The organism is Paraburkholderia sp. MM6662-R1 (genome assembly GCF_050436245.1).
Taxonomy (GTDB): domain Bacteria; phylum Pseudomonadota; class Gammaproteobacteria; order Burkholderiales; family Burkholderiaceae; genus Paraburkholderia; species Paraburkholderia tuberum.
This window is the reverse complement of record NZ_JBNDLV010000001.1, coordinates 2,927,176-2,953,831: the sequence shown is the minus strand read 5'-3', so window position 1 is coordinate 2,953,831 and position 26,656 is coordinate 2,927,176. Positions and strand designations below refer to the sequence as shown.

Sequence of the window (26,656 nt, the reverse complement as noted above, 5' to 3'; positions counted from 1 at the left end):
AGACCTCTAGTCTTCAGATGCTTAGACGCTTCTGGCTGTTATTTGCCCAAGCGGTGACGGTGCTGTTGGCGCTGATGTTCATCATTGCGACCCTCAAACCGCAGTGGCTGCAGCGTCAAGGACAATTCGGCAGACAACTCGCCGAACCGATCGTCGCGCTACGGGAAGTGGCGCCGGGCATCGGCACTGGCCATGCCGAAACGTCCTATGCCGAAGCGGCGCAAAAGGCCATGCCCGCGGTCGTCAACGTGTTCTCCAGCAAGGATGGCTCGCTGCCTCCCGACCCGCGCGCCAAAGACCCGCTGTTCCGCTACTTCTTCGGCGACAGGAACAATCGCAAGCAGCAGGAGCAGCCTGCCTCGAATCTCGGCTCAGGCGTGATAGTGAGTTCGGAAGGTTACATTCTAACGAACCAGCACGTCGTCGACGGCGCCGATCAGATCGAAATCGCGCTCGCCGATGGCCGCACCGCCAGCGCGAAGGTCATCGGCATCGACCCCGAAACCGATCTGGCCGTGCTCAAGGTCAATATGACCAATCTGCCCACCATCACGCTCGGCCGGATGGACCAGACCCGCGTCGGCGACGTCGTGCTCGCGATCGGCAATCCGTTCGGCGTCGGGCAGACCGTAACGATGGGCATCGTCAGCGCGCTCGGCCGCAACCATCTCGGCATCAATACGTTCGAAAACTTCATCCAGACCGACGCCCCGATCAACCCCGGCAATTCGGGCGGTGCGCTCGTCGACGTGAACGGCAACCTGCTCGGCATCAACACCGCAATCTACTCGCGCTCGGGCGGCTCGCTCGGCATCGGCTTCGCGATTCCGGTGTCGACCGCGCGCAGCGTGCTCGAGAGCATCATTACGACCGGCACGGTCACGCGCGGCTGGATCGGCGTCGAACCGCAGGACGTCACGCCGGAAATCGCGGAGTCGTTCGGGCTCGATCAGAAGTCGGGCGCTATTGTCGCGGGCGTGCTGAAAAGCGGCCCGGCCGACCGTGCGGGCATCAAGCCCGGCGACATCCTGACGAGCGTAAACGGCCAGGTTATCACCGATACCACACGTCTGTTGAACGTGATCGCGCAGATCAAGCCCGGTACGGCGGCGAAAGTGCATCTGGTGCGCAAAGGTCATCAGATCGATCTCGAGGTGATGATCGGCAAACGCCCGCCGCCGCCGAAGCAGGCGCCAGACGATAACGGCGGCGATCAGCCGGATGACGAAGGCGGTTGAAGTAATGCCGCGATTCCACGCAATGAATAAGGGCAGTCCGCAATGAACTGCCCTTTTTCATTTGACACCCGGCACTGACTCGCGGCACTTCAACCAGACGGCGGCGGACTCGCATCCTCCACGACCACCGGCTGCTTGCCGACGATCAACCGCGCCGCGACGATGCCAGCTTCGTACAGCAGAATCAGCGGAACCGCGAGGATCAGCTGCGAAAACACGTCCGGCGGCGTTACGACGGCCGACACCACGAACGCGCCGACGATCACATACGGCCGGATCTCCTTCAGCTTCTTCAGCTTCACCACGTTCATCCGCACCAGCAGCACGACGACGATCGGTACCTCGAACGTGACGCCGAACGCGATGAACATCGTCAGCACGAAGCTCAGGTAATTGTTGATATCGGTTGTCATCTCCGCGCCAAGCGGCGCATTGTAGTGCGCCATCACGCGGAAGATGGTCGGAAACACGACGAAGTACGCGAACGCCATGCCGCACAGGAACAGCGTGTAGCTGCTCGCGACGAGCGGCGCGACGAGCTTCTTCTCGTGCTGATAGAGCCCAGGCGCGACGAACGCCCAGATCTGGTACAGCACGACCGGCAGCGCGATCACGAAGGCGACCAGCATCGTCACCTTCATCGGCACGAAGAACGAGCCGGTGACGTCGGTGACGATCATCTTGCCGTCCTTCGGCAGATTCATCATCAGCGGACGGGCGAGCAGTTTGAAGATGTCCGGCGCCCAGTACACGAGCCCGATGAACACGAGGACGACGGCGAGCCCCGCACGGATGATGCGGTCACGCAGTTCGACGAGGTGGGAAATGAAGGTCTCTTCAGTGCCTTCGCTCTGGGATTGCTGGGGGTCGCTCACACCGGCCCTCGGTTGGGGATTGTCGATCTGAACATCAGAAAAACCGCGTCGGACGACGCAGGTTGGCAGGTGTGTGCCGCGCAACGCGCGCGGCGCCCGACTGCACGCGCGTGCGCCGCAGGCTCGCTCGCTTGTACCAGGTGGGCGTGGCGCTCTGCTGGACGCGCCAGGTCTTGCGTTTGGGCGCGGCGGCCGGCGTACTGACGGGCCACGAGGTGGCACCCGCGCTGCCGCTGGCCCCGCTGCCGGCGTCTTCGAGCGCGCCGCCGGCGATGCTCGGCGATACCGACGTACCGCTATTCCATGCTTCGTTCAGTTCATTCTCGTGCTTGCGCAGATTGTCCTGAACCGCCGTTTCGACATTGCTCGCGGCCTTCTCGAACTCGGTCTTCATGCGCCGCAATTCGTCGAGCTCGATTTCGCGCGTGACTTCGGCCTTAACGTCGTTGATGTACCGCTGTGCGCGGCCGAACAGCGCGCCGGCCGTGCGAGCGACACGCGGCAGGCGCTCAGGCCCGAGGACGACCAGCGCGACGACGCCGATCAGCGCCATCTTGGTTAGACCGAGGTCCAGCATGAAGTGGAATGTCCGTCAGAAACGCGGGAACGGCGCGAAGGCCGCGGCTTAGCGGTAATCGCTCGATTGCTGCGTCTTTTCCTTCGCTTCGACGTCCACCGCGCCGTTGCGCGGCAGCTCGCGCTGCTGCTGTTGCGCGTCGGCCGACGACGAATCGGCTTCCTTCATGCCTTCCTTGAAGCCCTTCACGGCGCCGCCCAGATCGCTGCCGATGTTGCGCAGCTTCTTCGTGCCGAACACGAGCGCGACGATCAACAGAACGATCAACCAATGCCAAATACTCAACGAACCCATGACTACTCTCCTTAACCCCGGCGCCGCATCTTGATGCGGCCAATTTGCACAACCTGAAGCGCGTGCGCTTCGTCTCGATATATCTCTACGTTACATCAGGCTGCACCGCCTCGCTCGCAATGCGGCCATCTTCGCCTGTCATTGTGGCCACACGATCGCGTCGACGTTATTACACAGCGGTAAAAACAACGACGGCGCTATTGTCCTCGACCAAAACTCGCGGCGGTGCGCACTTGCCACGCAGCGCGCCTGACGCGTGATCCGGCGCTCAGCCCATGCGTTGCCAGGGACGCGGTCCCGCGAGAATGTGCGCGTGCAGGTGATACACCTCCTGACCACCGCCCGGACCGGTATTGATTACCGTGCGAAAGCCCGTTTCGCCGCCGTGATAGGCGACCCCCAATTGTTCGGCCAGTCGCGCGGCCAGGACAAGCATTCTACCAAGCAGAGGCGCGTCGCTTTCCGTGCAGTTCGACAGCGTTGCAATGTGCTTGCGAGGAATCACCAGCACATGCGTTTCGGCCGCCGGACGGATGTCGCGGAAGGCGACGAACTCGTCGTCTTCGTGGACCTTGGTCGACGGGATTTCGCCAGCGGCAATCTTGCAGAAAAGGCAGTTCGGATCGTGACTCATCGTATTCCTGACGCGGTATGACTTGGGCGAGCGAAGCCGCCCGCGCCGAGGTTCGATCCGAAAGCCGGCCCGCCCATACGGACCGGCTGGCGTTCAGACCCAACTGGCCGGATTCGCGAACGACTTGTTATCGTACAGATACAGCCAGCCTTTGATAATACGGTACAACATCCATATGCTGACTGCCCACAGCACCGGAATGCCAATCACGACGAGCAGCAGCAACGCGCCGATCGCGTAACCGACGAGGCCCAGCCAGAACGTGCGGATCTGCCATTCGAAGTGCGCTTCGTACGGCGTGCCGGCCACGTCCGACCGTTTGACGTAGTTGATGATGATCGCGACCAGAATGGTGAGCCCGCCGGTCAGCCAGTGGACCGCATACAGCGCGTACAGCACGTGCGTGAGCGTGCGCAGGCTGCGCTCGCGCTCAGGCTCCATCGCGTGGCGGTAGACCGGCGGCGGATAGCTTCCCTGCGGCTGTTCCATGCTTGCGTCCTCCCGGAGGTGCGGTTACCGCTATATTGGTGCCGGCGCGCGCGACTTCAAGCGGAAACACCAGATTTCCGCTCCGGCTGCTCAGTCGCCGTTTTCCTCGCGCTCGCGGCTCTTGCGCAGCGCCTTTTCCTCGATGCCCGACAGGCCTTCGCGACGCTCGAGTTCGGCGATCACGTCGGCGGGGCTCAGATCGAAATGCGACAGCATCACGAGGCAGTGGAACCACAGGTCCGCAACCTCGCCGACCAGCGCCTTCGGTGCGCCGCCCTGGCGCACGTCCTTCGCGGCCAGCACGACTTCGGTGGCTTCTTCGCCGATCTTTTTCAGCACCGCGTCGTCGCCCTTGTGGAACAGGCGCGATACATACGAGATGTCCGGATCGCCGCCCTTGCGGTTGTCGATCACCGCCGCGAGGCGCAGCAGCGTGTCGAGCGTGGAAGCCGTGGCGGGCGACGGGTTTTGCGTGGATTGCGTCATTTGTAGATGTGTTCGGGGTCTTTCAGCACGGGATCGACGGCCTGCCAGTCGCCATCGTCCACCGAGCCTTCGAATTTCTGGAAAAAGCACGAGTGGCGGCCGGTATGGCACGCGATGCCCGATACCTGCTCGACTTTCAGCAGCACGACGTCTTCGTCGCAATCGAGTCGCACTTCATGCACATGCTGCACGTGGCCCGACTCCTCACCCTTGAACCACAGGCGCTGGCGCGAGCGCGAGAAATACACCGCGCGGCCGGTCTCGACGGTCTTCGCGAGGGCCTCGCGGTTCATCCACGCGAACATCAGCACGTCGTTCGTCGACGCTTCCTGCGCAATCACCGGCACGAGGCCGTTCGCGTCCCACTTGACCTTGTCGAGCCAGTTCACTGCCGAAGGATTCGTCACGTCACAACCTCACCGAAATGCCCTGATCGGCCATGAAGCGCTTGGCCTCGCCGACCGTGTGTTCGCCATAGTGGAAGATGCTCGCGGCGAGCACCGCGTCCGCGTGACCGCTCTTGATGCCATCGGCGAGATGCTGCAGATTGCCGACGCCGCCCGAGGCGATCACCGGCACCGGCACCGCGTCCGACACCGCGCGAGTCAGCGCGAGGTCGAAGCCGCTCCTGGTGCCGTCGCGATCCATGCTTGTCAACAGGATTTCGCCCGCGCCCAACTCGGCCATCTTGCGCGCCCATTCGACCGCATCGAGACCGGTGGCCTTGCGCCCGCCGTGCGTGAACACTTCCCAGCGCGGCGTTTCGCCGTCGGCCGACACGCGCTTCGCATCGATCGCGACGACGATGCACTGCGAGCCGTATTTGTCGGTCGCGTCCTTCACGAGTTGCGGATTCGCTACCGCCGACGAGTTCATGCTGATCTTGTCGGCGCCCGCGTTCAGCAGGCGCCGCACGTCTTCGACCGCGCGCACGCCGCCGCCGACCGTCAGCGGAATGAACACCTGCGAAGCGACCGCCTCGATGATCGGCAGAATCAGGTCGCGCTGATCCGAGGTCGCGGTGATGTCGAGGAACGTCAGTTCGTCGGCGCCCTGGTCGTCGTAACGGCGCGCGATTTCGACCGGGTCGCCCGCGTCGCGCAGTTCGACGAAGTTGACGCCCTTGACCACGCGGCCCGCGGTGACGTCGAGACAGGGGATGATGCGTTTAGCTAGAGCCATGATCGTGCAATTCTGCCAATACCGCTGATGGGGCCGCTCGCTTGCGGGCAAGCGGCACGGTGCCGGCGCGAGCGGTTGCGTCGCGCCGCGAGTGAGGTGCCGGCCGGAAGCTGGCGAGGTTCCGGACGCTTAATCGTGCGACGCGCGTTACAGGCAAGCCATCGTTCGAACGCGCCGCAAGCCGACACGAGCGCAACGCCGGCGGCCCGCGCAACCTGCACAGCACGCGCAGCCGACGCCGTGCTTAAGCGTCGTCCGCTTCGCGCAGCTTGTCCGCGAGCGTCTGCGCGGCCGCGAAGTCGAGGTCGCCCGAATAGATCGCGCGGCCGCAGATTACGCCCTCGATGCCCTCGCCTTCGACTTCGCACAGCGATTCGATGTCCGCGAGGTTCGAAAGGCCGCCGCTCGCGATCACCGGAATCTTGACCGCGCGCGCAAGGCGCACCGTCGCTTCGATGTTGATGCCTTGCAGCATGCCGTCACGGCCGATGTCGGTGTAGATGATCGACTCGCAGCCGTAGTCCTCGAACTTGCGCGCGAGGTCGGCCACTTCGTGACCGGTCAGCTTGCTCCAGCCGTCGGTGGCGACCTTGCCGTCTTTCGCGTCGAGGCCGACGATGATGTGACCGCCGAACGCGGTGCACGCGTCCTGCAGAAAGCCCGGGTTCTTCACCGCGGCCGTGCCGATGATCACGTACGACAAACCGTCGTCCAGATAGCGCTCGATCGTGTTCAGGTCGCGGATGCCACCGCCCAACTGAACCGGAATCGCGCCGCCCACTTCATCGATGATCGCCCGGATTGCATCGCCGTTCTTCGGCTTGCCGGCGAACGCGCCATTCAGATCGACGAGATGCAGACGACGCGCGCCGCGGTCGACCCAATGTCGGGCCATTGCCGCCGGTTCCTCGGAGAAAATCGTCGCCTGGTCCATATCGCCCTGTTTGAGGCGTACACACTGACCGTCTTTCAGGTCGATGGCGGGAATCAGCAGCATAGCAATCGGGTGTTATCTGGGAGTGGATTGAAGGTCGGCGGCAGCGGCTGGCGAGTCAGCCCGCCGCAATACCGTCTCGCTAGTTTAGTACAACTCGTTCGCCGCTCCAGTGGGGCGCCGGTCGGATGCGGGACCGCGGCACCGCGCGACGCGCGCGCGGCAACGGGATGAAAAAAGGCGTTCACGGGTTCCAGTGCACGAAGTTGCGATACACGCGCAGACCCGCCTCGGCGCTCTTTTCAGGGTGGAATTGGGTGGCAAAGATGTTATCCCGCGCTACCGCCGAGGTAAAGGGCACGCCGTAGACCGTTTCGCCCGACGTATGCGCCGGGTTGTCCGGAACCACGTAGTAGCTGTGCACGAAGTAGAAGAACGCGTTGTCGGCGACACCGTCCCACAGCGGATGCGGCTGCGCCTGACGCACGCGGTTCCAGCCCATCTGCGGGACCTTGAAGCGCGAGCCGTCGTCCTGCACCTGGCCTTCGAGTTCGAAGCGCACCGCCTTGCCGGGCAACAGACCCAGACCCGGCGTGTCGCCCTCGGCGCTCCAGTCGAACAGCATCTGCTCGCCGACGCACACGCCCATCAGCGGCTTGCTGCGCGACGCCTCGACGACCGCTTCCTGCAAACCGGACGCGCCGAGACTGCGCATGCAGTCGGGCATCGCACCCTGGCCCGGCAGCACCACGCGGTCGGCCGAGCGGATCGCTTCCGGACGATCGACGATCGCCACGTCCGCTTCCGGCGCCGCTTTACGCAGTGCCTGGGCAACCGAGCGCAGGTTGCCCATTCCGTAATCCACAATCGCTATCGAAGTTTTCATTTCAAGTTTGGCCGCTCTGCCCTCGATCCATCGATGCCGCCGCGCGGCGTCAAACGACGTGCCGGCAAATGCGGTCCTGCCCGATGAATCGCCTGTAGGTGAGTGGCCTGAAGACGTTGGAGGCGGTGAAACCCGTGTTAAGGCCTGCTACGGCCGTTACGTTAGAGGCTGCCCTTGGTCGACGGAATCTGTCCGGCCGCGCGCTCGTCGAGTTCGACGGCCATGCGCAGCGCACGCCCGAATGCCTTGAACACCGTTTCGAGCTGATGGTGCGCGTTGATGCCACGCAGGTTGTCGATGTGCAGCGTCACGCCGGCATGGTTCACGAAGCCGCGGAAGAATTCGATCGACAGGTCGACGTCGAACGTGCCGATGCGCGCGCGCGTGAACGGCACGTGAAATTCGAGGCCCGGACGGCCGGAAAAATCGATCACGACGCGCGACAGCGCTTCGTCGAGCGGCACGTAGGAAAGGCCGTAGCGGCGGATGCCCTTGCGATCGCCGATCGCCTTCGCGACGGCCTGGCCGAGCGTGATGCCGGTGTCTTCGACCGTGTGATGATCGTCGATATGCAGGTCGCCATGCGCTTCGATCTCGAGGTCGAACAACCCGTGGCGGGCGATCTGGTCGAGCATGTGGTCCAGGAACGGCACACCGGTGGCCAGCTTCTGCTGGCCGGTGCCGTCCAGGTTGATCTTCACACGGATCTGCGTTTCGCTGGTGTTGCGAACGACTTCCGCAAGGCGCATGGCAATTCCTCGAATCTGGCTTAAAAGCGCTAGTAATGTGGGATGGACAAACTGGCGGGCTGCTCAGTGCAGCCGTTCAACGCAGCGGCTCAGTGCCGCCGCTCGATGCGGCGGGTTACCGCAACACGAGTTTCAGGCCGGCGAGCAACTGGGCGTTCTCGTTCGGCGAACCGACGGTCAAACGCACGCAATTGGCCAGCAATGGATGCATTTTACTCACGTTTTTGATCAGAATCCGCGCCGTTAGCAGGGTTTCGAACAATACCGACGCATCGGGCACCCGCACGAGCAGGAAGTTGCCCGCGCTAGTGAACACTTCGGCGCCCGGCAGCGCGGCCACCGCCTGCGCGAGTTTCTCGCGTTCGTCGCGCAATTGCGCGGCCTGCGCATCGAGCACGCCGATGTGGTCGAGCAGGAAATCAGCGGCGGCCTGCGTCAGCACGTTGGTGTTGTACGGCGGGCGGACCTTGTCGAACTCGGTCAGCCACGCGGGCTTGCCGACCAGGTAACCGAGGCGAATGCCGGCGAGGCCCAGCTTCGACACCGTGCGCATCACGACGACGTTGTCGAACTGGTCGGCGCGCGGCAGCCAGCTCTTCTGCGCGAACGGCTGATACGCCTCGTCGATCACGACGAGGCTCTTGCCCGCCGCGGCGATGATGCGCTCGATTTCGGCGTCATCGAACAGCGTGCCGGTCGGGTTGTTCGGATACGCGAGATAGATGATCGCCGGTTCATGCTCGGCGATCGCCGCGAGCATCGCGTCGGTATCGAGCGTGAAGTCGGCTTTGAGCGGCACGCCGACGAATTCGAGATTCGCCAGCTTCGCCGACATCTGATACATGACGAAGCCCGGCACCGGCGCGAGCACCTTCGCGCCCGGCTTCGCGCACGCGACCGACATGATGCTGATGATTTCATCCGAGCCATTGCCGAGCAGCACGTCGCACCTCGCCGGCACGCCCATCACGTGACGAATGCGCTCGATCAACTGCTCGGGGCGCGGCGCCGGATAACGGTTCAACGCGACGCCGGCCAGACGCTCGCCGAGATGCGCGGCAAGTTCCGGCGGCAGCGGAAACGGGTTTTCCATCGCGTCGAGCTTGATGAAGCCGGTGGCGTCCGGAACCGGATAGCTCGTCATTGCGAGCACGTCGCTGCGGATGATGTCTTGAGGTGTCGTCATAGGTTCGGGGGCCGGGCCGTGCGAAAGACGCCGGGTCGGCGTCGTCAGTGCTCGGCGCTCGGCGCTCGGGTTGGTCTCTGTCGTCGTTATTGAATGGGGCGGGTGGGCTCGAGCCGTCGCTCGAGCGGGTGGAGGAAGCCGGAAAACATGGAAGCCGGTCGATGCGGCGGCGGTTGCCGCCCTCGCCGCTTCTCCTGCTCCCGCTTACGCCTGCTTGAGCTCCGCCGCGCGCCAGCGCGATCAGCGCTGCGCCTCAGCCGCGTTCGTTGTTGTTCTGCCGCATCCGGTATTCGGCGCTGCGTGCGTGCGCTTGCAGACCTTCGCCGTATGCCAGTTCCGCGGCAATCTCGCCGAGCGTCTGCGCACCTTCCGCGCTGACCTCGATCAGGCTCGAACGCTTGAAGAAATCATAGACGCCGAGCGGCGACGAAAACCGTGCGGTACGCGACGTCGGCAGCACATGATTCGGGCCCGCGCAGTAGTCGCCGAGGCTCTCGCTCGTGTAACGGCCAAGGAAGATCGCGCCTGCGTGACGGATCTGCTGCGCCCACTGATGCGGCTCCAGCGCCGAAATTTCAAGGTGCTCCGGCGCGATGTCGTTGGCGATCGCGCAAGCCTCGGCCATGTCGCGCACCTTGATCAGCGCGCCGCGGTTTTCGAGCGACGTGCGGATCACTTCGCGGCGCGGCAGGGTGGGCAGCAGTTCCTCGATCGCTTCCTGCACGCGCGCGATGAACGCGTCGTTGGGGCACAGCAGGATCGACTGCGCGAGCTCGTCGTGCTCGGCTTGCGAAAACAGGTCCATCGCGACCCAGCGCGGGTCGGTCGTGCCGTCGCACACCACGAGGATTTCCGACGGCCCGGCGATCATGTCGATGCCGACCGTGCCGAACACGCGACGCTTGGCCGACGCGACGTACGCGTTGCCGGGGCCGCAGATCTTGTCGACCGCGGGCACAGTCTGCGTGCCGTACGCGAGTGCAGCTACCGCCTGCGCGCCGCCGATCGTGAACACGCGATCGACGCCACCCAGCAGAGCCGCCGCGAGCACGAGCGGATTCTTCACGCCTTCCGGCGTCGGCACGACCATCACGATTTCGCGCACGCCGGCCACCCGCGCCGGTATCGCGTTCATCAGCACCGACGACGGATACGCGGCCTTGCCACCCGGCACGTAGATGCCCGCGCGATCGAGCGGCGTGACCTTCTGGCCGAGCACGGTGCCGTCGGCTTCGGTGTACTGCCAGCTATGGCTGCCGCACTCGATCTTCTGCTTCTCGTGATAGCCGCGCACGCGTGCCGCCGCCGCTTCGAGCGACGCGCGCCGCTTCGGCTCGAGACTTTCGAGCGCCGCCTCGAGTTCGGCCATCGGCAGTTCGAGCTCGGCCACGCTTTTCGCATCGACGCGATCGAAGCGATTCGTGTACTCGAGCACCGCCTCGTCGCCGCGCGCCTTCACGTCGTTCAGAATCTGCGCGACCGCGCGCTCGATGGCTTCGTCTTCGCTCGCCTCGAACGCGAGCACCGCATGCAGCGACTTGTGGAAGTCGCGAGCGGTGGAATCGAGTTTGCGAATCTTGGTAGACATACAGGTATCCGTTTCGGTAAGGCGCGCTATCAGTGCAACGTCACATTGCCATCGTCAGTCAGGCCGCCGGGGCGGCGGTTTTCGACGAAGCATTGGCAAACGCGTCGAGAATCGGCCGCAACGCGGCGCGTTTGAGCTTCAGCGCTGCCTGGTTCACGACGAGACGCGACGAAATCTGCATGATCTCCTCCACCTCGACCAGATTGTTCGCGCGCAGCGTATTACCCGAGCTGACCAGGTCGACGATCGCGTCGGCGAGACCAACCAGCGGAGCGAGTTCCATCGAACCGTACAGCTTGATCAGATCGACGTGAACGCCCTTGGCGGCAAAATGCTCACGAGCGGTTTCAACATACTTGGTCGCGACCCGCAGACGCGCGCCCTGGCGCACCGCGTTCGCATAATCGAAACCGGCCGCGACCGCGACCGACATGCGGCAACGCGCAATGTCCAGATCCACCGGCTGATACAGGCCGCTGCCGCCATGCTCGAGCAGCACGTCCTTGCCGGCCACGCCGAAGTCGGCCGCGCCATACTCGACATAGGTCGGCACGTCGGTCGCGCGCACGACGATCACGCGCAGGTTCGGGTCGGTGGTCGACAGAATCAGCTTGCGCGAGCTCTCCGGGTCTTCCGCTACCTCGATGCCGGCCGCCGCGAGCAGCGGCAGCGTTTCCTCGAAGATACGCCCTTTCGACAACGCGAGCGTGAGCGGCGCGCTGACCGCCGGCGACGACGACGTTTGCGGCATCGAACTCATGTCCCGCTCCCGGAAACCCGGCGCACCTTCGCGCCGATCGCATTGAGCTTCGCTTCCATGCGGTCGTAGCCGCGATCGAGGTGATAGATGCGGTCGATCAGCGTCTCGCCCTCGGCGCGCAGCGCGGCGATCACAAGACTCGCGGACGCGCGCAGATCGGTGGCCATCACCTTCGCGCCGGACAGTTTTTCGACGCCGGTTACGAGCGCGGTGTTGCCGTCGATCGTGATGCTCGCGCCGAGACGGTTCAGCTCCTGGACGTGCATGAAACGGTTTTCGAAGATCGTCTCCACGACTTGCGACGTACCGTCCGCGATCGTGTTGAGCGCCATGAACTGCGCCTGCATGTCGGTCGGAAACGCCGGGTATTCGGAGGTGCGGAACGTGACCGCGCTCGGGCGCTTGTCCATGCGCACGCGCATCCAGTCGTCGCCTTCCTCGACCGTGACGCCCGCTTCGCGCAGCTTTTCGGTGACGGCTTCGAGCAGCAGCGGACGCATCTTGCGCAGCATGACGTCGCCGCCGGCCGTCGCGACCGCGCACAGGAAAGTGCCCGCTTCGATGCGGTCCGGAATCACCGTGTGCTTCGCACCGTGCAGCTTGTCGACGCCATGGATCACCAGACGGTCGGTGCCGATGCCTTCGATCTTCGCGCCCATCGCGACGAGCAGACGCGCGAGGTCGACCACTTCGGGTTCGCGCGCTGCGTTCTCGATGACCGTCTCGCCTTCGGCGAGCACCGCCGCCATCAGCAGGTTCTCGGTACCGGTCACGGTGATCATGTCGGTGACGATGCGCGCGCCCTTCAGACGCTTCGCGCGCGCTTCGATGAAGCCGTGCTCGATCGTGATCTCGGCGCCCATCGCCTGCAGACCCTTGATGTGCTGATCGACCGGACGCGCGCCGATCGCGCAGCCGCCCGGCAGCGACACGCGCGCATGACCGAAGCGCGCGACGAGCGGACCGAGCACGAGGATCGACGCGCGCATCGTCTTCACCATTTCGTACGGCGCGACGAGGTTGTCGACCTTCGACGCGTCGAGCGCGACGCGCCCTTCGCCGGCTTCGATACGCACACCCATCTGGCCGAGCAGCTTGAGCATCGTGCGCACGTCCTGCAGATCGGGCACGTTCTCCAGATGCACCGGATCGGCGCTCAGCAGAGCCGCGCACAGAATCGGCAATGCCGCGTTTTTCGCACCCGAGACGACAACTTCACCGGAGAGCGGGTAGCCACCTTCAATGATGAGTTTATCCATGCCTGTCGGTTCCTGATCGGCCCGGTTCGCGTCCGGACCTGCTTTGTCTGTGTTCGGCGCGCCGCTAGCGGTGTCGCGCCCTTCCTGAGTAATTCGCACAAAATTTCCAGATTACGCGTTCTGCCATTCGGCGGGCGTCAGCGTCTTCATGCTGAGCGCGTGGATTTCTTCGCGCATGCGGTCGCCGAGCGCCGCATACACGAGTTGGTGACGCTGGATCAGGCGCTTGCCTTCGAAGTTCGGCGAGACGATCGTCGCAAAGAAATGCTGACCGTCGCCTTCGACTTCGAGATGCTCGCACGCGAGTCCAGCTGCAATGTACTGTTTGACCTGTTCGGGAGTCGGCAACATGAGAGAAGCTCCTCGTCAGTGGCGCAGCTTGTAGCCGGTAGCGAGCATGCGCATCGCCACAGCGGCCAGCACCACGAAGAAACCGGCGACGATCGCGAGGCTCACCAGCGGGTCGATATCCGACACGCCGAAAAAACCATAGCGAAAGCCGTCGATCATGTAGAAAAACGGATTGAGCCGCGATACTTCGCGCCATACGGGCGGCAGCGTATGCGTCGAGTAGAACACGCCCGACAGGAACGTGAGCGGCATGATCAGAAAGTTCTGGAACGCGGCGAGCTGGTCGAACTTCTCGGCCCAAATGCCGGCGATCAGACCCAGCGTGCCGAGAATCGCCGAGCCGAACATCGCGAACACGACGATATAGAGCGGCGCGGTGAAGGCGAGCGGCACGAACCAGATCGTCACGATGAACACGCCGAAGCCGACACTCAGCCCGCGCGCCACGGCCGCGAGCACGTAGGCCGCGAACATCTCGTGGTGCGACAGCGGCGGCAGCAGCACGAACACGAGGTTGCCGGTGATCTTCGATTGAATCAGCGACGAAGAACTATTCGCGAACGCGTTCTGCAGCACGCTCATCATCACGAGGCCCGGAATCAGGAAGCTCGTGTATTCGACGCCCGGATAGACCTGCACGTGGCCGCGCAGCGCGTGGCCGAAGATGGTCAGGTAAAGCAGCGCGGTGATGACCGGCGCGAGCACGGTCTGGAACGACACCTTCCAGAAGCGCAGCAGTTCTTTGTAAAACAGCGTGCTAAATCCACTGTACCCGCTCATGCAAGCCCCTCGATCACTTCTGGACCGTTCATCACCTGAACGAATACGTCTTCGAGGTCGGCCTTGCGGACCTCGATTTCTTCGAATGTACAACCGGCCGCGCGGCATTGCGCGAGGATGCGCTCGACGTCGTCGTAGCTCGTCAGGCGCAGCAGATGCTGGCGGCCATTGCCGTTGCCGGCGCCGCTTTCCGCCTCGAGCGGACGCAGCTCGGCAGGCAGCACGCCCTGCGCGAAGCGAACGAACAGTTGCATGCCGGCGAAACGCTGCAGCAGTGTGCTGGTGCGATCGAGCGCAACGACCTCGCCACGGCGCAGCATCGCGATGCGGTCGCACAACGATTCGGCTTCTTCCAGATAGTGCGTGGTCAGCACGATCGTGTGGCCTTCGCGATTCAGGCGCGAGATGAACTTCCACAGCGTCTGGCGCAACTCGACGTCGACACCCGCGGTCGGCTCGTCGAGCACGATCACCGGCGGGCGGTGCACGAGCGCCTGCGCGACCAGCACGCGGCGCTTCATGCCACCCGACAGCGCGCGCATGTTGGCATCGGCCTTTTCGGTGAGATCGAGATTGGCCATGATCTCGTCGATCCACGCGTCGTTGTTGCGCAGCCCGTAGTAGCCGGACTGGATGCGCAAGGTTTCGCGCACCGTGAAGAACGGATCGAACACGAGCTCCTGCGGCACCACGCCGAGCGCGCGGCGCGCGTTGCGGAAATCGTCGACGACGTCGTGACCGCGCACCGCGATGCTGCCTTCGTCGGCGCGCGCGAGACCCGCGAGTATGCTGATGAGCGTCGTCTTGCCCGCGCCGTTCGGACCGAGCAGTCCGAAGAACTCGCCTTCTTCGACCGTGAGGCTGACGCCCTTGAGCGCCTGCAAGTCCTTGTAGCGCTTCTTGACGTTACGAATTTCTATGGCTGACATGACTATGGGCCGCGTGCGTCGCGGCGCCTGAAGTAGCCCCAATGGAGCTTGGGGATGCGCAAATGCTGGAAGAAACGGGAACCGGGGCCGATTAGGGGGCCAGTTCGACGCCCCAAAAAAACGTTTGATTATAGGGCAAAAACTGACACCCCCGGCCTGGCCGGAAGGGAGGAGACGACGCTAGAGGAGCGTCAATGTCGCGCTGACGCAACCATGCTGGAGGCGCCAGAAGAGAGAAGTGTATCGACGCCGTAGGCCTGCGCGAGACTGGCGAGCCCAGCCGGCAGATTGACGATTTCGAACTTGCCGCCGCGCGCCGCCGCGGCCCGCACCCACGCGAGCAGGACGGCGAGCGCCGACGAATCGAATTGCGTGAGCGGCGCGCAATCGACGCCGCCCGCACCCGCCGCGATGCGTTGCAGACCCGCCGCGAGCGCGGCCTTCGCGCTCTCGTGGGTCAGCGTCGTGCCGCTGTCGAAGCGGTTCGCCACCGGGTTCAGCACGTCGCTCACGACTGCTTGCCCGCAGCGAGTTGCTGATTGCGCTGCGTGAGGAACTGGATCAGTCCGTCCACGCCCTTCTGCTGGATCTGCTCGTTGAACTGCTGCTGATACGCCTGGATCAGCCACGCGCCGAGCACGTTGATGTCATACACGCGCCAGCCCTGCGCCGTCTTGTACAGGCGGTAGTCGAGTTCGATCGGCTGGCCGTTGTTCATCACGACCGAGCGCACCACCGTGTCGGTGTCGTCCGGGTTCATGCGGAACGGCTTGTACTGGATCTGCTGGTCGCGCACCTGCGCGAGCGCGCCCGCGTACGTCCGGATCAGCAGCATCTTGAACTGCTCGACCACCTGGTTCTGCTGTTCGGGCGTCGCGGTGCGCCAGTTACGGCCCATCGCGAGCTGGGTGGTGCGGCGGAAATCGATGTACGGCAGGATCTTTTCGTTGACGAGCGCCGTGATGTGCCTGATGTCGCCCTGCTGGATCGACTTGTCGCCCCGAATCGCGTCCATCACCTGCTGGGTGACGGTCTTGATCAGCGCGTCGGGCGAGCTGGTGTCGACGGTTTGCGCCGATGCGCCCGCGCTGATGAACGAAAACAACGCGGCAAACAACGGAATCAGGAAGAATTTTTTCATATCGAGCTTTGCCTCAAAAATAATGCAACAGTTTGAACCGACCTTATCACGCGAGTTCGACGGCAATCGATGCGCAAACTGCGAGAGTCGTATCGATCTGTTACGGCTGCACGTTCAATGCAATCTTAAGGACGGGAAGTTGAAGCGCGTGGGCGGCACCAACTGACCGGCCGGAACTTGCGTTTCCGGGCCGCCTTTCAGGTCGAGAGGCGGTGTTTCGGCGCCCGACGCGGCCTCCGGTGCCGACGCGCCTTGCGGCGTGCCCACGGCCGCGCCGGATGCGGGAGCCGGCTTGGCCGGCGCACCTGCCGCGCCCGTCTCGCCTTCGTCGTACTTCGGCAGCGGCGCTTCCTCGTCGTAGCTCGGCAGTTCCTGCGGACGCCGGCGGTTATCCGACAACAGATACTGCCGGCGCTGCAGATACGCGTTACGCACGAACGAGTATTTGTCGAGCGCTGCGCCTTCCAGCAGGTTGCTCGCTCCGAGCAGGTTCGCGCGCGTGTTGACGATGTTCAGGCCATACAGCGCCCAGCTCAGGCCCGGCGGGTCGACGTAGCTGATCGGGTTCACGTAGTAGTTGCCGAGCGAGCCGACCGCATCGCGCACCGTGCTCGGCCCGAACAGCGGCAGCACCAGATAGGGGCCCGCCGGCACGCCGTAGTGGCCGAGCGTCAGACCGAGGTCGTTGTCGTGCTTCGGGAGCTTCGCGAGCGTCGCGACGTCGAACAGGCCGCCGACGCCGAACAACGTGTTGATCACGATCCGCATGATGTCGGACACGCCGTCGGCGATGCGCAGCTGCAGCAGGTTGTTCGCCGCGATATAGACGTCGCCGATGTTCGAGAAAAAGTTCGTCACGCTGTCGCGAACCGGCTGCGGCGTGACCCAAACGTAGCCCTGCGCAACCGGCTTCAGCGCGTACTGGTCGATCTTGTCGTTGACGGTGAAGATCGTACGGTTCAGCCCTTCGAACGGGTCGCCCTTGGTAGGCGTCTGCACGGTCGTGCAACCGGCGAGCAGCGCAGCCGCCACGGCGACCTTGCCGAACTGTAGGACGCGCGCGCCGCTGCGCGCGGTCTGCAGTGTCGTCTGCATCTAATTCTCCTTGTTGGCCTTACTGGGCGGCAGCGCCGGAGGCCGGCGCGCCGGGCGCCGGTGCAGGGGCGGATGCGGCGGGCTTCGCCGCGCCGGAATCCGCGGCCTTGCTATACAGGAACTGGCCGATCAGGTTTTCCAGGACGATCGCCGATTGCGTCATCGAGATCGTATCGCCGGCCTTCAGCATTTCCGAGTCGCCCCCCGGCTCGAGCCCGATGTACTGCTCGCCGAGCAGACCCGAGGTCAGGATCTTCGCCGAAGTGTCCCTCGGAAACTGATATTGCTTGTCGATATCGATCGTGACGAGCGCCTGGTAGGTGTTGCTGTCGAAGCCGATCGACGCGACCCGGCCGACCGTCACGCCGGCGCTCTTCACCGGCGCGCGTGGCTTCAGCCCGCCGATGTTGTCGAACTTCAGCTTGACCGGGTAGGTTGCCTGGAACGACAACGAGCTCATATTGCCGGCCTTCAGCGCAAGAAACAGCAACGCCACGAAACCCAGCACCACGAACAGGCCGACCCAGAAGTCGAGAACATTCTTTTTCATCGTCATCCCAAAGTGAATCCGCCGCGCCGCCGCCACCTCCCGCCGTGCGCGGCGCATCATGCACCGCCGGCAGCCGGCATGCTGCGCGGTCTTAGCTGAACATTAGTGCGGTCAGCAGGAAATCGAGCCCGAGCACCGCGAGCGACGCGTACACGACCGTGCGGGTCGTCGCGCGCGACACGCCTTCCGGCGTCGGCTTCGCCTCGTAGCCCTGAAACAGCGCGACGAAGGTCACCGCGAGGCCGAACACCACACTCTTGACGACCCCGGCGCCGACATCCCGCCACACGTCGACGCCGCTTTGCATCTGCGACCAGAACGCGCCGGCATCGACGCCGATCAGCAGCACGCCTACCACGTAACCGCCCAGAACGCCGACCGCGCTGAAGATCGCGGCGAGGATCGGCATCGACACGATGCCGGCCCACAGGCGCGGCGCGATCACGACCTTGACCGGATCGACGGCCATCATTTCCATCGCGGTGAGCTGCTCGCCCGCCTTCATCAGGCCGATTTCGGCGGTCAGCGACGTGCCCGCGCGCCCGGCAAACAGCAGCGCGGTCACGACCGGCCCGAGCTCGCGCACGAGCGACAGCGCGACCAGCAACCCGAGCGCCTGCTCGGAGCCATAACGGTTCAGCGTGTAATAGCCCTGCAGCCCGAGCACGAAGCCGACGAACAGCCCCGACACCGCGATGATCACTAGCGAATAATTACCGACAAAGTGGATCTGCTTCGTGACAAGACGCGGGCGGCGCAGCAGCGGGAAAAACTCGAGCACGAGCCGCAGGAAGAAGCGCGTCGCGTAGCCGGCGGTGCCGAGCCCGGTGATGACCGAGCGACCGATCGTACTGATCATGACTGGCCTCCGCCGATGCCGAAGTCCGCCGCGAGCGGCGTCTGCGCCGGATAGTGGAATCTGAACGGGCCGTCCGGCGCGCCGTCGATGAACTGCCGCACGGTCGGATCGGTCGACGCGCGCAGTTCGTCGGGCGTGCCCTCGGCAAGCACACCGCCGTTGGACAGGAAGTACACGTAGTCGGCGATCGCGAATGATTCCGGCACGTCATGCGTGACGAGAATCGACGTGGCGCCGAGCGCCCGGTTCAGCGTGCGGATCAGGTTCGCGGTGATGCCGAGCGAGATCGGGTCGAGACCGGCGAACGGCTCGTCGTACATCATCAGTTCGGGGTCGAGCGCGATTGCGCGCGCGAGCGCCACGCGCCGCGCCATGCCGCCGGAAATCTCGGACGGCAGCAGGTCGCGCGCGCCGCGCAGGCCGACCGCGTTGAGCTTCATCAGCACGAGGTCGCGCAGCAGTTCCTCGGGGAGATCGGTATGCTCGCGAAGCGAGAAGGCGACGTTTTCGAACACCGACATGTCGGTGAACAGCGCGCCGAACTGGAACAGCATGCCCATCTTGCGGCGCAGCGCGTAAAGGCCTTCGCGCGTCTGCTCGCCGATGTCCTCGCCATGGAACAGCACCTGGCCGCGCTGGGCGCGCACGAGTCCGCCGATCAGCCGCAGCACCGTGGTCTTGCCGCAACCCGAGCCGCCCATGACCGCGACGACCTGACCGCGACGAAAGCGCAGATTCAGATTCGACAGGACGAGCCGGTCGCCGTAACCGAAGTCGACGTCGCGCAACTCGAGTAAGGTCTCGGGATAGGAAGGCACCACACTGACAATCCTTTTACAGGGAAGGCCGAATTATAGGGCCATCGTGCAAAAGCTGCCGTGAGGTGCCCCGTTCCTTGACTATGCCTGACGATTATTGCGTAAACGTGTGTTGCAGTGCAGACACGGCGGCGGCCGGGTCGGCCGCTTCCGTCACCGCGCGCACCACGGCCGCGCAGCCGACGCCGGTCGCGAGCACGTCCGGCAGCACCTGCAGATCGATCCCGCCGATCGCGACGAGCGGCACCACGCCGTCGAGCAGCCGCACATAGCGTGCGAGGCGGCGCAAGCCCTGCGGCGCGGTCGGCATGACCTTGGTCGTGGTCGGGAACACGGCGCCCAATGCAATGTAGCTCGGCCGGAAATGCAGCGCCTTCAGCATCTCGTAGAAGCCATGAGTGGACAGGCCCAGGCGGACGCCCGTGTCGGCCAGCGCGGACAGATCCGCGGTATGCACGTCTTCCTGGCCGAGGTGCACGCCGTATGCGCCCGCCTCGAGCGCCGCCTGCCAGTGATCGTTGATGAACACCTGCGCGTCGTGCGCGCGGCCGGCCGCCACGCAGCGCGCGATTTCGCGCTTCAGCTCGTCGGCGGGTTCGGCCGACTTGCGGCGCAACTGCACCGTCTTCACGCCGAAGCCGACCACCCGTTCGACCCAGTCCGCGGTCGGCAACACCGGATACAGGCCGAGCCTTGCCGGGCAGCGCGGGAACGCCTTGGCGGGTGCCGCCGGCAGGTCGGTAAGGCGCGGAAAGCGAGCGAGGTCGGCCGGGAAAGCATCGTCGGCGCGGGTCTCGTCGCCATCGCGCCACGCGAGCGCGAGCACCAGCGCGTCGTGCGGATCGAAACCGCAGTCGAGGAACGCGGCAAGCGCGGGAATCCAGTCTTCCGCCAGATGGCCTTCGAGGCCGTACTTCTCGCCGCCCAGATGCAGCGTCGCGCGGTTTTCCGCGGCGACGATCACGCCCGCACCCCGCGTCAGCCAGCGCGCGATCTGCTCGCCGTGCGGCTGTGCGTCGGCGCTCACGATCAGGTCGCCACCGTTCGGTTCGTCGGGTGCGATCAGGCAGATGCGCCACGGCGCGTGCGTCGGCGGCCAGTCGCCGAGACGTGCGCGGATGCGCTCGGCGGCTTCGATGAGTTCGTCGGCCGTCGGCCAGAACAGATCGCGGTCCTTCAGCGTCAACGACTGAGTCATGCGGCACCTCCATCCTGATGCCAGAACGGCATGCCGACCACCGGCGTGCTCGCGTGCGCGCTCTCGCGCTCGGCCATCGGGCCCGCGAGATACGCTTGCCGACCCGCCTCGACGCCCAGCGCGAACGCGCGCGCCATCGCGTCGGGGTGCGTCGCCTGCGACACGGCCGTGTTCAGCAGCACGCCGTCGAAGCCCCACTCCATCACCTGGGCCGCATGCGACGGCACGCCGAGCCCGGCGTCGACGATCAGCGGCACGTCCGGCAGCCGCTCGCGCAACACGCGCAGCCCGTATGGATTGATCACGCCCTTGCCGGTGCCGATCGGCGCGCCCCACGGCATCAGCGCCTCGCAGCCGGCGTCGAGCAGACGGCGGCCGATCACCAGATCTTCGGTGCAGTACGGCAGCACCTTGAAGCCATCCTTGACGAGCCGCGCGGCGGCTTCGATCAGGCCGACCGGGTCGGGCTGCAGTGTGTAGTCGTCGCCGATCAGTTCGAGCTTGATCCACTCGGTCTCGAAGATTTCGCGCGCCATGTGCGCGGTCGTCACCGCTTCACCGACGCTCAGGCAACCCGCCGTGTTCGGCAAGAGCGGCACGCCATGGCGCTTGAGCAGATCGAAGAAGCCGGCTTCGGCGTGGCCCTCGTTCATCTGACGGCGCAGCGCGACCGTCACCATGCCGGGGCGCGCGGCGTCGATCGAATCGGACAGCGATTGCAGCGACGGATAGCGCGATGTGCCGAGCAGCACGCGGCTTGCAAAAGTTTGACCGTATAGCGTCAGCGCGTCGGCGGTCTCGTGAGAAGTCATTTGCATCATCCTGGTTTGCCCTCGCGGCTAGAACCGACCGCGTTGCGGCAATGGGTTTTCGGCGACGGTTGTTGCGTTCGGTAAGCGACAGGCTGGCGCGGTCGCGCTCAGCCACCCGCGACCGGCTGCACGACGTCGAGCCGGTCGCCCGTTTGCAACGCGCGCGCCGCATGCTGCGCACGCGCGACGAAATCGCCGTTGAGCGCGACCGCGAACGGCGGACGCGCGCCAAAGGCGGCGAGCGCATCGGCGACGGTCGCGCCCTCGGGCAGCGACAACGGCTTCTGATTGATATGAATGTCCATGGTGTTCGAATGCGGTTCAATCGATGGCGCAAGCGGCATCGCGCGCGGCACGTTGGCCGCTACGCTCGGGCCGGCTCGCGCGCGAAATGCTGCTGGAACAGCTCGCTCCAGCGTGAGTCGCGCCGCCAGCCGGCGAATGCGTCGGCATCACCGACGCGGCCGTCGAGCAGCGCGCTCGCGAAGCGCACGGCTTCGTCGGCGACTTCGGGCGCGATCATGTAGCCGTGCCGGTACAGGCCGTTCACGCGCAGCGTGCGCGCGCCGTCCCACAGCAGCGCGGGACGATGATCGGGCAAGGTCGGCCGGCACTGCGAATTCAGCTCGAGAATGCGCGCCTCGCCGAAGCCCGGGTGCACCGAAAACGCCGCGCTCAGCAACTCGAGCGCCGAACGCACGCTGACGGGCGACATGTCCTCGCCCTCCACCTCGGTCGCGCCGATCACGTAGAGGCCGTTCTGCTTCGGCGCGATATACAGCGGGTAACGCGGATGCAGTAGCCGCACCGGGCGCGTCAGCTGCAGGTGAGGCGCATGCACGCGCGCAACTTCGCCGCGGATGCCGCGCAGCGTCGGCAGCACCGGCTTCGCGCCGAGCCCGCGGCAATCGATGGTGATGCCGGCATCGGGCAGCGACGCGTCGTCGATCGGCGTGTTCCAGTGCGTGTCGACGCCGCGCTCGGCAAGCCCGGCCGCGAGCGCGGACAGCACCTGGCGGTTGTCGAGCTGGCCTTCTCGCGGCAGCAGCCAGCCTTGGCTGAAGCGGCCGGCCAACGCGGGTTCGGCGGCGCCGAGCTGCGCGCCTGCCAACGCGACGAAGCCGCCGTCGAGCGAGCAACTCGGCCGGCGCGTTCGCACGCACGCGCCGCTCGAATAGCGGCGCCTCGGTGCGATCCGCGTGATGCCAGACGACGAGCGTGCCGTTGCGCTGGAAAAACACCGGCTCCGGCAGTTCGGCAAGCACGCGCGGCCAGCTTTCGAGCGAACTCGCGCCAAGCCGCGTGATCAGCAGCTCGGCGCTCGCGGCCTCTGCCAGCGGCGCGAGCATCGCGGCGGCGACCCACGCGGCAGCCTGCGAACCGGTGGCATCGCCGCGCTCGTAGAGCGCCACGCGATGCCCGTCGCCAGCGAGGCGCCACGCGACCAGGCGGCCGCACAGGCCGCCGCCGAGCACGGCGAAATCGGGTCGGGCGGGACGGTTCATCGCGCGCGCTCCGTTCGACTGCGGTGGGCAAAACCAAAACGGCACGGCTCGCCCGAGGCGGCGTGACGAAGGGAAAAATGCATGTCTGAAGAATGGGCGGTCATCGAGTCCTTTCCGTACGGCCAAAAACGCACGTACCCAGGACGAAACCGGCGGGTGAAGCCGGCCGGTCACGACGTGCACATGTGAGCTGCGCTCGCCGCCCGGCGGGGAATGGAAGACGGTTGCTTCCGGAAACTTCCCGCGCCGGTATTACCCGGATCGGGTGCAAAGGGTCTCTCTCAGCCTCGCCGCCCCGGCATGAAAGTCATGCCGCCTGTGGGCGAAGCACCCCTGTTTCGTCGCAGGTTATTAGACCATAAAAGGCGCGGCGCCCGCAAACCAGCGCTCCGCGGTCGCCACCCCAATTTTGATCTGGCACCGTCTATCGAGATGCCGGTGCGAAGCGGCCCGGCGCTCTGGCACAATGCCGTGATCGGTGCCGCAAAAACGCGGCGCGCGCGGCACTCGTGGCCGCATGCGTGGCGGCGGCACCCCAGCGGATGCCGGCCCCGAAAATTAATTTTCGCTTAAGGGCGTCACGCCAGAATCGGGCGCCCGTCCGGACTCGCGTCATCGAGCGTGATGGCGCGATGACCGGCCAGGTATCGCAGACCCGCGGCAGCCACACCCTCGCAAAGGCGCCTGCTGTTCGCGGGATCGCCCGACATGGGTCAACCAGATCGGACCCGTACGCCGGAATGGCACTTCGGGTCAGCACTTCATCAGGATGCTCATGACACCACATACTTCCGCCAGCCCCGCGCTGCCGCCCGACGAAAAGGTCTCCGCGTGGACCCTGATCAAGCCCTACTGGGTTTCCGAGGAACGAGGCATCGCGTGGGGGCTGCTCGTCACGATCATCGTGATGAACCTGCTCGTCGTCTGGATCAACGTGCGCCTGAATAGCTGGAGCAGGGACTTCTACAACGCGCTGCAGGCGAAGAACGTCCACGACTTCCCGCACCTGCTGATGATCTTCACCGGACTCGCGTTCGGTTTCATCATCCTCGCCGTGTATGGACGCTATCTGCGCCAGATGCTCGGCTTCCGCTGGCGCCAGTGGCTGACCACCCGCTACCTGAACGAGTGGCTCGACGACAGCGCGTTCTACCGCATCGAGCGCGACCGCCTCACCGACAACCCCGACCAGCGGATCAGCGACGACCTGCAGTCGTTCGCGACCACCACGCTGTCGCTAACGCTCGATCTGCTGTCGACCGTCGTCACGCTCGTGTCGTTCATCACGATCCTGTGGTCGCTCGCGGGCGCGTTGAGCATCTCGCTCGGCGGCATGCCGCTGCAGATCCCCGGCTATATGGTGTGGGCCGCGGCGCTGTATGCGGTGGGCGGCTCGCTCGTCACGCAGAAGGTCGGCCATCCGCTCGTGTCGATCAACTATCAGGCGCAGAAAGTCGAGGCCGATTTCCGTTTCGGCTTGATACGGCTGCGTGAGAACGCCGAGCAGATCGCGTTCTACAACGGCATGGAAACCGAGAAGACGAACGCGCGCACGCTGTTCGGCCGCATCCGCGACAACTGGTGGCAGGTGATGAAGTACACGAAGCGCCTGACCTTCGTGCTGAGCTTCTACGGCCAGATCGCGATCATTTTCCCGATCGTCGTCGCCTCGCCGCGCTACTTCGCGGGCGCGTTCACGTTCGGCGTGCTGATGCAGATATCGAGCGCGTTCGGCACGGTCAGCGATTCGTTCTCGTGGTTCATCAACAGTTATACGAGCCTCGTCGAATGGCGCGCGACCGTGAACCGGTTGCGCGAATTCAAGCGCGTCGTGCATTCGCCGCGTCTGAAGGAATCGGTGTCGCCGGCCACGGAACATGGCGGCATCAATCTGCATTTCGTCGACAGCAACACGCTTACCACCGACAGCCTCCAGCTCGCGCTGCCCAATGGCAACCCACTGTCGCGCATCCGCGATATCGCGATCCGGCCGGGCTCGCGCTGGCTCGTGCGCGGTCCGTCGGGCGCCGGCAAGAGCACGCTGATGCGCGCGCTCGCGGGCCTGTGGCCGTTCGGCGACGGCTCGATCGACGCACCGGTCAACGCGCGCATGATGTTCATCCCGCAGGTCAGCTACATGCCGATCGGCACGCTGAAGGCGGCGCTCGCGTATCCGTCGGCGGCGGACACCTATGACGACGACGAATGCCGCGACGCGCTCATCACCTGCCATCTGTCGGAATACGCGGACCGTCTGCAGGAAACGGCGCACTGGACTCGCGTGCTGTCGCCGGGTGAACAGCAGCGCTTCGCCGCCGCGCGCGTGCTGCTGCACAAGCCGGACTACCTGTTCCTCGACGAAGCGACCAGCGCGCTCGACGCGGAAAACGAGGCGCGGCTCTATCGGCTGTTCACCGAGCGGTTGCCGAAGGCTGCGATCGTCAGCGTCGCGCATCGCGAATCGCTCGCAGCGTTCCATCACGAAACGCTCGACGTCGAGCGTTCTGTCGAAGCGGTAGCGGCGTGAGCGACGCGAGCGGCGCTCACGTCAGCGAAGCGCACGGCACCGCCGCTCGCGTCGTGCTGATCACCGGCGCCGGTTCCGGCATCGGCGCGGCGCTCGCACGGCGCCTCGCGGCGCCGCATACGTCGTTGATGCTGCACGCGCGCGGCGCAGACGACGCCTCCCGTCGACGGCTCGTGCAGGTTGCCGCCGACTGCACGGCAAGCGGCGCACGCTGCGCGACCGTGTTCGGCGACCTCGCCGAGCGCGGCGCGGCGGAGCACGTGATCCATCAGACGCTCGCGAGCTTCGGCGCACTCGATCAACTGGTCGCGAACGCCGGCCATGCGCAGCGCCAAACGCTGGCCGCGCTCGATCCCGACACCTTCGGCGCCGCCTTCGCCGCGATGCCAGCCGCCTTCGCCGCGCTCGTGCGGCGCGCGATGCCCGCGCTCGAAACATCGAAGCGCGGTCGCGTGGTCGCCTTGAGTTCGTTCGTCGCGCATCGCTATCGCGCGGATGCGCCATTCGCCGCGACGGCGGCCGCGAAAGCGGCACTCGAAGCGCTTGCGAAAACGGCGGCCGCGGAGCTCGCGCCGCTCGGCGTGACCGTCAATTGCGTGGCGCCGGGCTACACGCGCAAGGATCGCGGCCCAAGCGCCGACAACGCGGCCGTGTGGGCGCACGCCGCCGAAGCCACGCCGCTCGGTCACGTCGCCGAACCGGACGACGTCGCCGCGCTGATCGCATTCCTGCTGTCCGACGCGGCACGCCACATCACCGGCCAGGTGATTCACATCGATGGCGGCTTGACGCTCGGTTAAGCCTCGCCTGCGCGCCGGCACCTCCGGGCGCAACATCCGGAAAGACACGAGAAGAGTTCGAAAGCATTTGCGGAGCGCGCAAGCTGTTCCGCGCTTTGAAAATGCCTGCGAGCAGCGACGATAGTCGTACGGGCCGCGCCATGCGCCGGCCTTC

Annotated in this window: 30 protein-coding genes, 1 pseudogene and 1 riboswitch; of the genes and pseudogenes, 3 read left to right on the top strand and 28 right to left on the bottom strand. The window is 65.2% G+C overall.

All coding sequences use genetic code 11. The features are described 5' to 3' along the window. The first annotated feature begins 17 nt into the window (after positions 1-17). A complete protein-coding gene (locus OKW39_RS13965; protein ID WP_429562890.1) occupies positions 18-1,238 on the top strand; it encodes a Do family serine endopeptidase in 1,221 nt (406 codons plus the stop codon). A gap of 89 nt (positions 1,239-1,327) precedes the next feature. On the opposite strand, the gene tatC is transcribed toward OKW39_RS13965, so the two are convergent. From tatC to OKW39_RS13825, 28 genes and pseudogenes are all read right to left on the bottom strand, one after another. Next, the gene (tatC, locus tag OKW39_RS13960) at positions 1,328-2,113 is read right to left on the bottom strand and encodes a twin-arginine translocase subunit TatC (RefSeq protein WP_429335389.1); all 786 of its coding nucleotides are present in this window, start codon (positions 2,111-2,113) and stop codon (positions 1,328-1,330) included. A gap of 34 nt (positions 2,114-2,147) precedes the next feature. Further along, complete coding sequence (tatB, locus tag OKW39_RS13955) at positions 2,148-2,690, bottom strand: Sec-independent protein translocase protein TatB (protein WP_090802078.1); 543 nt, start codon at positions 2,688-2,690, stop codon at positions 2,148-2,150. Between the two features lie 48 nt (positions 2,691-2,738). Then, positions 2,739-2,984, bottom strand: coding sequence for a Sec-independent protein translocase subunit TatA (gene tatA / locus OKW39_RS13950; protein ID WP_090802080.1), 246 nt, complete (start codon positions 2,982-2,984; stop codon positions 2,739-2,741). 268 nt (positions 2,985-3,252) lie between these two features. Beyond that, complete coding sequence (locus OKW39_RS13945; protein ID WP_429335390.1) at positions 3,253-3,618, bottom strand: histidine triad nucleotide-binding protein; 366 nt, start codon at positions 3,616-3,618, stop codon at positions 3,253-3,255. Positions 3,619-3,711: 93 nt separating this feature from the next. Next, positions 3,712-4,107 carry a DUF4870 family protein gene (locus OKW39_RS13940; protein ID WP_184065591.1) on the bottom strand — a complete coding sequence of 132 codons (396 nt, stop codon included), beginning with the start codon at positions 4,105-4,107 and terminating at the stop codon, positions 3,712-3,714. Between the two features lie 90 nt (positions 4,108-4,197). Beyond that, positions 4,198-4,593 carry a phosphoribosyl-ATP diphosphatase gene (locus OKW39_RS13935; RefSeq protein ID WP_090802085.1) on the bottom strand — a complete coding sequence of 132 codons (396 nt, stop codon included), beginning with the start codon at positions 4,591-4,593 and terminating at the stop codon, positions 4,198-4,200. Further along, a complete protein-coding gene (gene hisI, locus OKW39_RS13930; protein ID WP_090802086.1) occupies positions 4,590-5,000 on the bottom strand; it encodes a phosphoribosyl-AMP cyclohydrolase in 411 nt (136 codons plus the stop codon). The genes OKW39_RS13935 and hisI overlap by 4 nt, the downstream gene beginning before the upstream one ends. Before the next feature lies 1 nt (position 5,001). Continuing rightward, complete coding sequence (hisF, locus tag OKW39_RS13925) at positions 5,002-5,775, bottom strand: imidazole glycerol phosphate synthase subunit HisF (protein WP_090802088.1); 774 nt, start codon at positions 5,773-5,775, stop codon at positions 5,002-5,004. A gap of 244 nt (positions 5,776-6,019) precedes the next feature. Next, a complete protein-coding gene (gene hisA, locus OKW39_RS13920; RefSeq protein ID WP_090802089.1) occupies positions 6,020-6,772 on the bottom strand; it encodes a 1-(5-phosphoribosyl)-5-[(5-phosphoribosylamino)methylideneamino]imidazole-4-carboxamide isomerase in 753 nt (250 codons plus the stop codon). Positions 6,773-6,953: 181 nt separating this feature from the next. Then, complete coding sequence (hisH, locus tag OKW39_RS13915) at positions 6,954-7,595, bottom strand: imidazole glycerol phosphate synthase subunit HisH (RefSeq protein ID WP_184035773.1); 642 nt, start codon at positions 7,593-7,595, stop codon at positions 6,954-6,956. Positions 7,596-7,756: 161 nt separating this feature from the next. After that, on the bottom strand, positions 7,757-8,344 hold the full coding sequence (gene hisB, locus OKW39_RS13910) for an imidazoleglycerol-phosphate dehydratase HisB (RefSeq protein ID WP_429555280.1): 588 nt from the start codon (positions 8,342-8,344) through the stop codon (positions 7,757-7,759). A gap of 115 nt (positions 8,345-8,459) precedes the next feature. Beyond that, complete coding sequence (hisC, locus tag OKW39_RS13905) at positions 8,460-9,530, bottom strand: histidinol-phosphate transaminase (RefSeq protein ID WP_429562889.1); 1,071 nt, start codon at positions 9,528-9,530, stop codon at positions 8,460-8,462. Positions 9,531-9,783: 253 nt separating this feature from the next. Then, entirely contained in the window at positions 9,784-11,118 is a 1,335-nt protein-coding gene (gene hisD / locus OKW39_RS13900) for a histidinol dehydrogenase (RefSeq protein WP_429562888.1), read from the bottom strand. 58 nt (positions 11,119-11,176) lie between these two features. Continuing rightward, positions 11,177-11,878 carry an ATP phosphoribosyltransferase gene (gene hisG, locus OKW39_RS13895; RefSeq protein ID WP_187612912.1) on the bottom strand — a complete coding sequence of 234 codons (702 nt, stop codon included), beginning with the start codon at positions 11,876-11,878 and terminating at the stop codon, positions 11,177-11,179. Beyond that, positions 11,875-13,137 (bottom strand): UDP-N-acetylglucosamine 1-carboxyvinyltransferase, encoded by a 1,263-nt coding sequence (gene murA / locus OKW39_RS13890; protein ID WP_429562887.1) that lies wholly within the window; start codon positions 13,135-13,137, stop codon positions 11,875-11,877. The genes hisG and murA overlap by 4 nt, the downstream gene beginning before the upstream one ends. Before the next feature lie 111 nt (positions 13,138-13,248). Next, positions 13,249-13,488, bottom strand: a complete 240-nt coding sequence (locus OKW39_RS13885; RefSeq protein ID WP_008918725.1) for a BolA family protein — start codon at positions 13,486-13,488, stop codon at positions 13,249-13,251. Positions 13,489-13,503: 15 nt separating this feature from the next. Beyond that, positions 13,504-14,268 (bottom strand): ABC transporter permease, encoded by a 765-nt coding sequence (locus tag OKW39_RS13880; protein WP_429562886.1) that lies wholly within the window; start codon positions 14,266-14,268, stop codon positions 13,504-13,506. Next, positions 14,265-15,197: an ABC transporter ATP-binding protein gene (locus OKW39_RS13875; protein WP_090802100.1), complete on the bottom strand. Its 933-nt coding sequence runs from the start codon at positions 15,195-15,197 to the stop codon at positions 14,265-14,267. The genes OKW39_RS13880 and OKW39_RS13875 overlap by 4 nt, the downstream gene beginning before the upstream one ends. A 191-nt stretch (positions 15,198-15,388) precedes the next feature. Further along, complete coding sequence (locus OKW39_RS13870; protein ID WP_184065569.1) at positions 15,389-15,709, bottom strand: STAS domain-containing protein; 321 nt, start codon at positions 15,707-15,709, stop codon at positions 15,389-15,391. After that, entirely contained in the window at positions 15,706-16,338 is a 633-nt protein-coding gene (locus OKW39_RS13865) for an MlaC/ttg2D family ABC transporter substrate-binding protein (RefSeq protein ID WP_090802103.1), read from the bottom strand. The genes OKW39_RS13870 and OKW39_RS13865 overlap by 4 nt, the downstream gene beginning before the upstream one ends. A gap of 114 nt (positions 16,339-16,452) precedes the next feature. Continuing rightward, on the bottom strand, positions 16,453-17,433 hold the full coding sequence (locus OKW39_RS13860; RefSeq protein WP_090802105.1) for an MlaA family lipoprotein: 981 nt from the start codon (positions 17,431-17,433) through the stop codon (positions 16,453-16,455). 19 nt (positions 17,434-17,452) lie between these two features. Next, positions 17,453-17,983 carry an outer membrane lipid asymmetry maintenance protein MlaD gene (gene mlaD, locus OKW39_RS13855; protein WP_090805493.1) on the bottom strand — a complete coding sequence of 177 codons (531 nt, stop codon included), beginning with the start codon at positions 17,981-17,983 and terminating at the stop codon, positions 17,453-17,455. Positions 17,984-18,074: 91 nt separating this feature from the next. Continuing rightward, positions 18,075-18,842, bottom strand: a complete 768-nt coding sequence (gene mlaE, locus OKW39_RS13850; protein WP_018420057.1) for a lipid asymmetry maintenance ABC transporter permease subunit MlaE — start codon at positions 18,840-18,842, stop codon at positions 18,075-18,077. Beyond that, entirely contained in the window at positions 18,839-19,663 is an 825-nt protein-coding gene (locus OKW39_RS13845; RefSeq protein ID WP_018420056.1) for an ABC transporter ATP-binding protein, read from the bottom strand. The genes mlaE and OKW39_RS13845 overlap by 4 nt, the downstream gene beginning before the upstream one ends. 91 nt (positions 19,664-19,754) lie before the next feature. Further along, the gene (gene thiE / locus OKW39_RS13840; protein WP_429562885.1) at positions 19,755-20,858 is read right to left on the bottom strand and encodes a thiamine phosphate synthase; all 1,104 of its coding nucleotides are present in this window, start codon (positions 20,856-20,858) and stop codon (positions 19,755-19,757) included. Next, complete coding sequence (locus OKW39_RS13835; protein WP_090805494.1) at positions 20,855-21,670, bottom strand: thiazole synthase; 816 nt, start codon at positions 21,668-21,670, stop codon at positions 20,855-20,857. The genes thiE and OKW39_RS13835 overlap by 4 nt, the downstream gene beginning before the upstream one ends. A gap of 107 nt (positions 21,671-21,777) precedes the next feature. Then, positions 21,778-21,975, bottom strand: coding sequence for a sulfur carrier protein ThiS (gene thiS / locus OKW39_RS13830; protein WP_026225709.1), 198 nt, complete (start codon positions 21,973-21,975; stop codon positions 21,778-21,780). 59 nt (positions 21,976-22,034) lie between these two features. Then, positions 22,035-23,175 (bottom strand): annotated as a pseudogene (locus tag OKW39_RS13825) (FAD-dependent oxidoreductase). A 221-nt stretch (positions 23,176-23,396) separates the two neighbouring features. Beyond that, positions 23,397-23,520: riboswitch (TPP riboswitch) on the bottom strand. Between the two features lie 430 nt (positions 23,521-23,950). Between OKW39_RS13825 and OKW39_RS13820 the strand changes: the two are divergent. Together OKW39_RS13820 and OKW39_RS13815 are read left to right on the top strand one after the other, a co-directional pair. Next, positions 23,951-25,702: an ABC transporter ATP-binding protein/permease gene (locus OKW39_RS13820; RefSeq protein ID WP_429562884.1), complete on the top strand. Its 1,752-nt coding sequence runs from the start codon at positions 23,951-23,953 to the stop codon at positions 25,700-25,702. Next, on the top strand, positions 25,699-26,502 hold the full coding sequence (locus tag OKW39_RS13815; RefSeq protein ID WP_090802109.1) for an SDR family NAD(P)-dependent oxidoreductase: 804 nt from the start codon (positions 25,699-25,701) through the stop codon (positions 26,500-26,502). The genes OKW39_RS13820 and OKW39_RS13815 overlap by 4 nt, the downstream gene beginning before the upstream one ends. The last annotated feature ends 154 nt before the right edge of the window (positions 26,503-26,656 follow it).

Coding starts and splice junctions, on each gene's coding strand:
- hisH (WP_184035773.1), bottom strand. CDS start 7,595: ATGAAAACTTCGATAGCGATTGTGGATTACGGAATGGGCAACCTGCGC.
- OKW39_RS13860 (WP_090802105.1), bottom strand. CDS start 17,433: ATGCAGACGACACTGCAGACCGCGCGCAGCGGCGCGCGCGTCCTACAG.
- hisB (WP_429555280.1), bottom strand. CDS start 8,344: ATGCGCCTTGCGGAAGTCGTTCGCAACACCAGCGAAACGCAGATCCGT.
- OKW39_RS13875 (WP_090802100.1), bottom strand. CDS start 15,197: ATGTCAGCCATAGAAATTCGTAACGTCAAGAAGCGCTACAAGGACTTG.
- OKW39_RS13940 (WP_184065591.1), bottom strand. CDS start 4,107: ATGGAACAGCCGCAGGGAAGCTATCCGCCGCCGGTCTACCGCCACGCG.
- OKW39_RS13935 (WP_090802085.1), bottom strand. CDS start 4,593: ATGACGCAATCCACGCAAAACCCGTCGCCCGCCACGGCTTCCACGCTC.
- OKW39_RS13945 (WP_429335390.1), bottom strand. CDS start 3,618: ATGAGTCACGATCCGAACTGCCTTTTCTGCAAGATTGCCGCTGGCGAA.
- hisC (WP_429562889.1), bottom strand. CDS start 9,530: ATGACGACACCTCAAGACATCATCCGCAGCGACGTGCTCGCAATGACG.
- OKW39_RS13885 (WP_008918725.1), bottom strand. CDS start 13,488: ATGTTGCCGACTCCCGAACAGGTCAAACAGTACATTGCAGCTGGACTC.
- mlaD (WP_090805493.1), bottom strand. CDS start 17,983: ATGAAAAAGAATGTTCTCGACTTCTGGGTCGGCCTGTTCGTGGTGCTG.
- hisD (WP_429562888.1), bottom strand. CDS start 11,118: ATGTCTACCAAGATTCGCAAACTCGATTCCACCGCTCGCGACTTCCAC.
- OKW39_RS13880 (WP_429562886.1), bottom strand. CDS start 14,268: ATGAGCGGGTACAGTGGATTTAGCACGCTGTTTTACAAAGAACTGCTG.
- thiS (WP_026225709.1), bottom strand. CDS start 21,975: ATGGACATTCATATCAATCAGAAGCCGTTGTCGCTGCCCGAGGGCGCG.
- OKW39_RS13865 (WP_090802103.1), bottom strand. CDS start 16,338: ATGAAAAAATTCTTCCTGATTCCGTTGTTTGCCGCGTTGTTTTCGTTC.
- hisG (WP_187612912.1), bottom strand. CDS start 11,878: ATGAGTTCGATGCCGCAAACGTCGTCGTCGCCGGCGGTCAGCGCGCCG.
- tatA (WP_090802080.1), bottom strand. CDS start 2,984: ATGGGTTCGTTGAGTATTTGGCATTGGTTGATCGTTCTGTTGATCGTC.
- thiE (WP_429562885.1), bottom strand. CDS start 20,858: ATGACTCAGTCGTTGACGCTGAAGGACCGCGATCTGTTCTGGCCGACG.
- OKW39_RS13820 (WP_429562884.1), top strand. CDS start 23,951: ATGACACCACATACTTCCGCCAGCCCCGCGCTGCCGCCCGACGAAAAG.
- OKW39_RS13965 (WP_429562890.1), top strand. CDS start 18: ATGCTTAGACGCTTCTGGCTGTTATTTGCCCAAGCGGTGACGGTGCTG.
- hisF (WP_090802088.1), bottom strand. CDS start 5,775: ATGGCTCTAGCTAAACGCATCATCCCCTGTCTCGACGTCACCGCGGGC.
- murA (WP_429562887.1), bottom strand. CDS start 13,137: ATGGATAAACTCATCATTGAAGGTGGCTACCCGCTCTCCGGTGAAGTT.
- tatB (WP_090802078.1), bottom strand. CDS start 2,690: ATGCTGGACCTCGGTCTAACCAAGATGGCGCTGATCGGCGTCGTCGCG.
- OKW39_RS13835 (WP_090805494.1), bottom strand. CDS start 21,670: ATGACTTCTCACGAGACCGCCGACGCGCTGACGCTATACGGTCAAACT.
- hisA (WP_090802089.1), bottom strand. CDS start 6,772: ATGCTGCTGATTCCCGCCATCGACCTGAAAGACGGTCAGTGTGTACGC.
- mlaE (WP_018420057.1), bottom strand. CDS start 18,842: ATGATCAGTACGATCGGTCGCTCGGTCATCACCGGGCTCGGCACCGCC.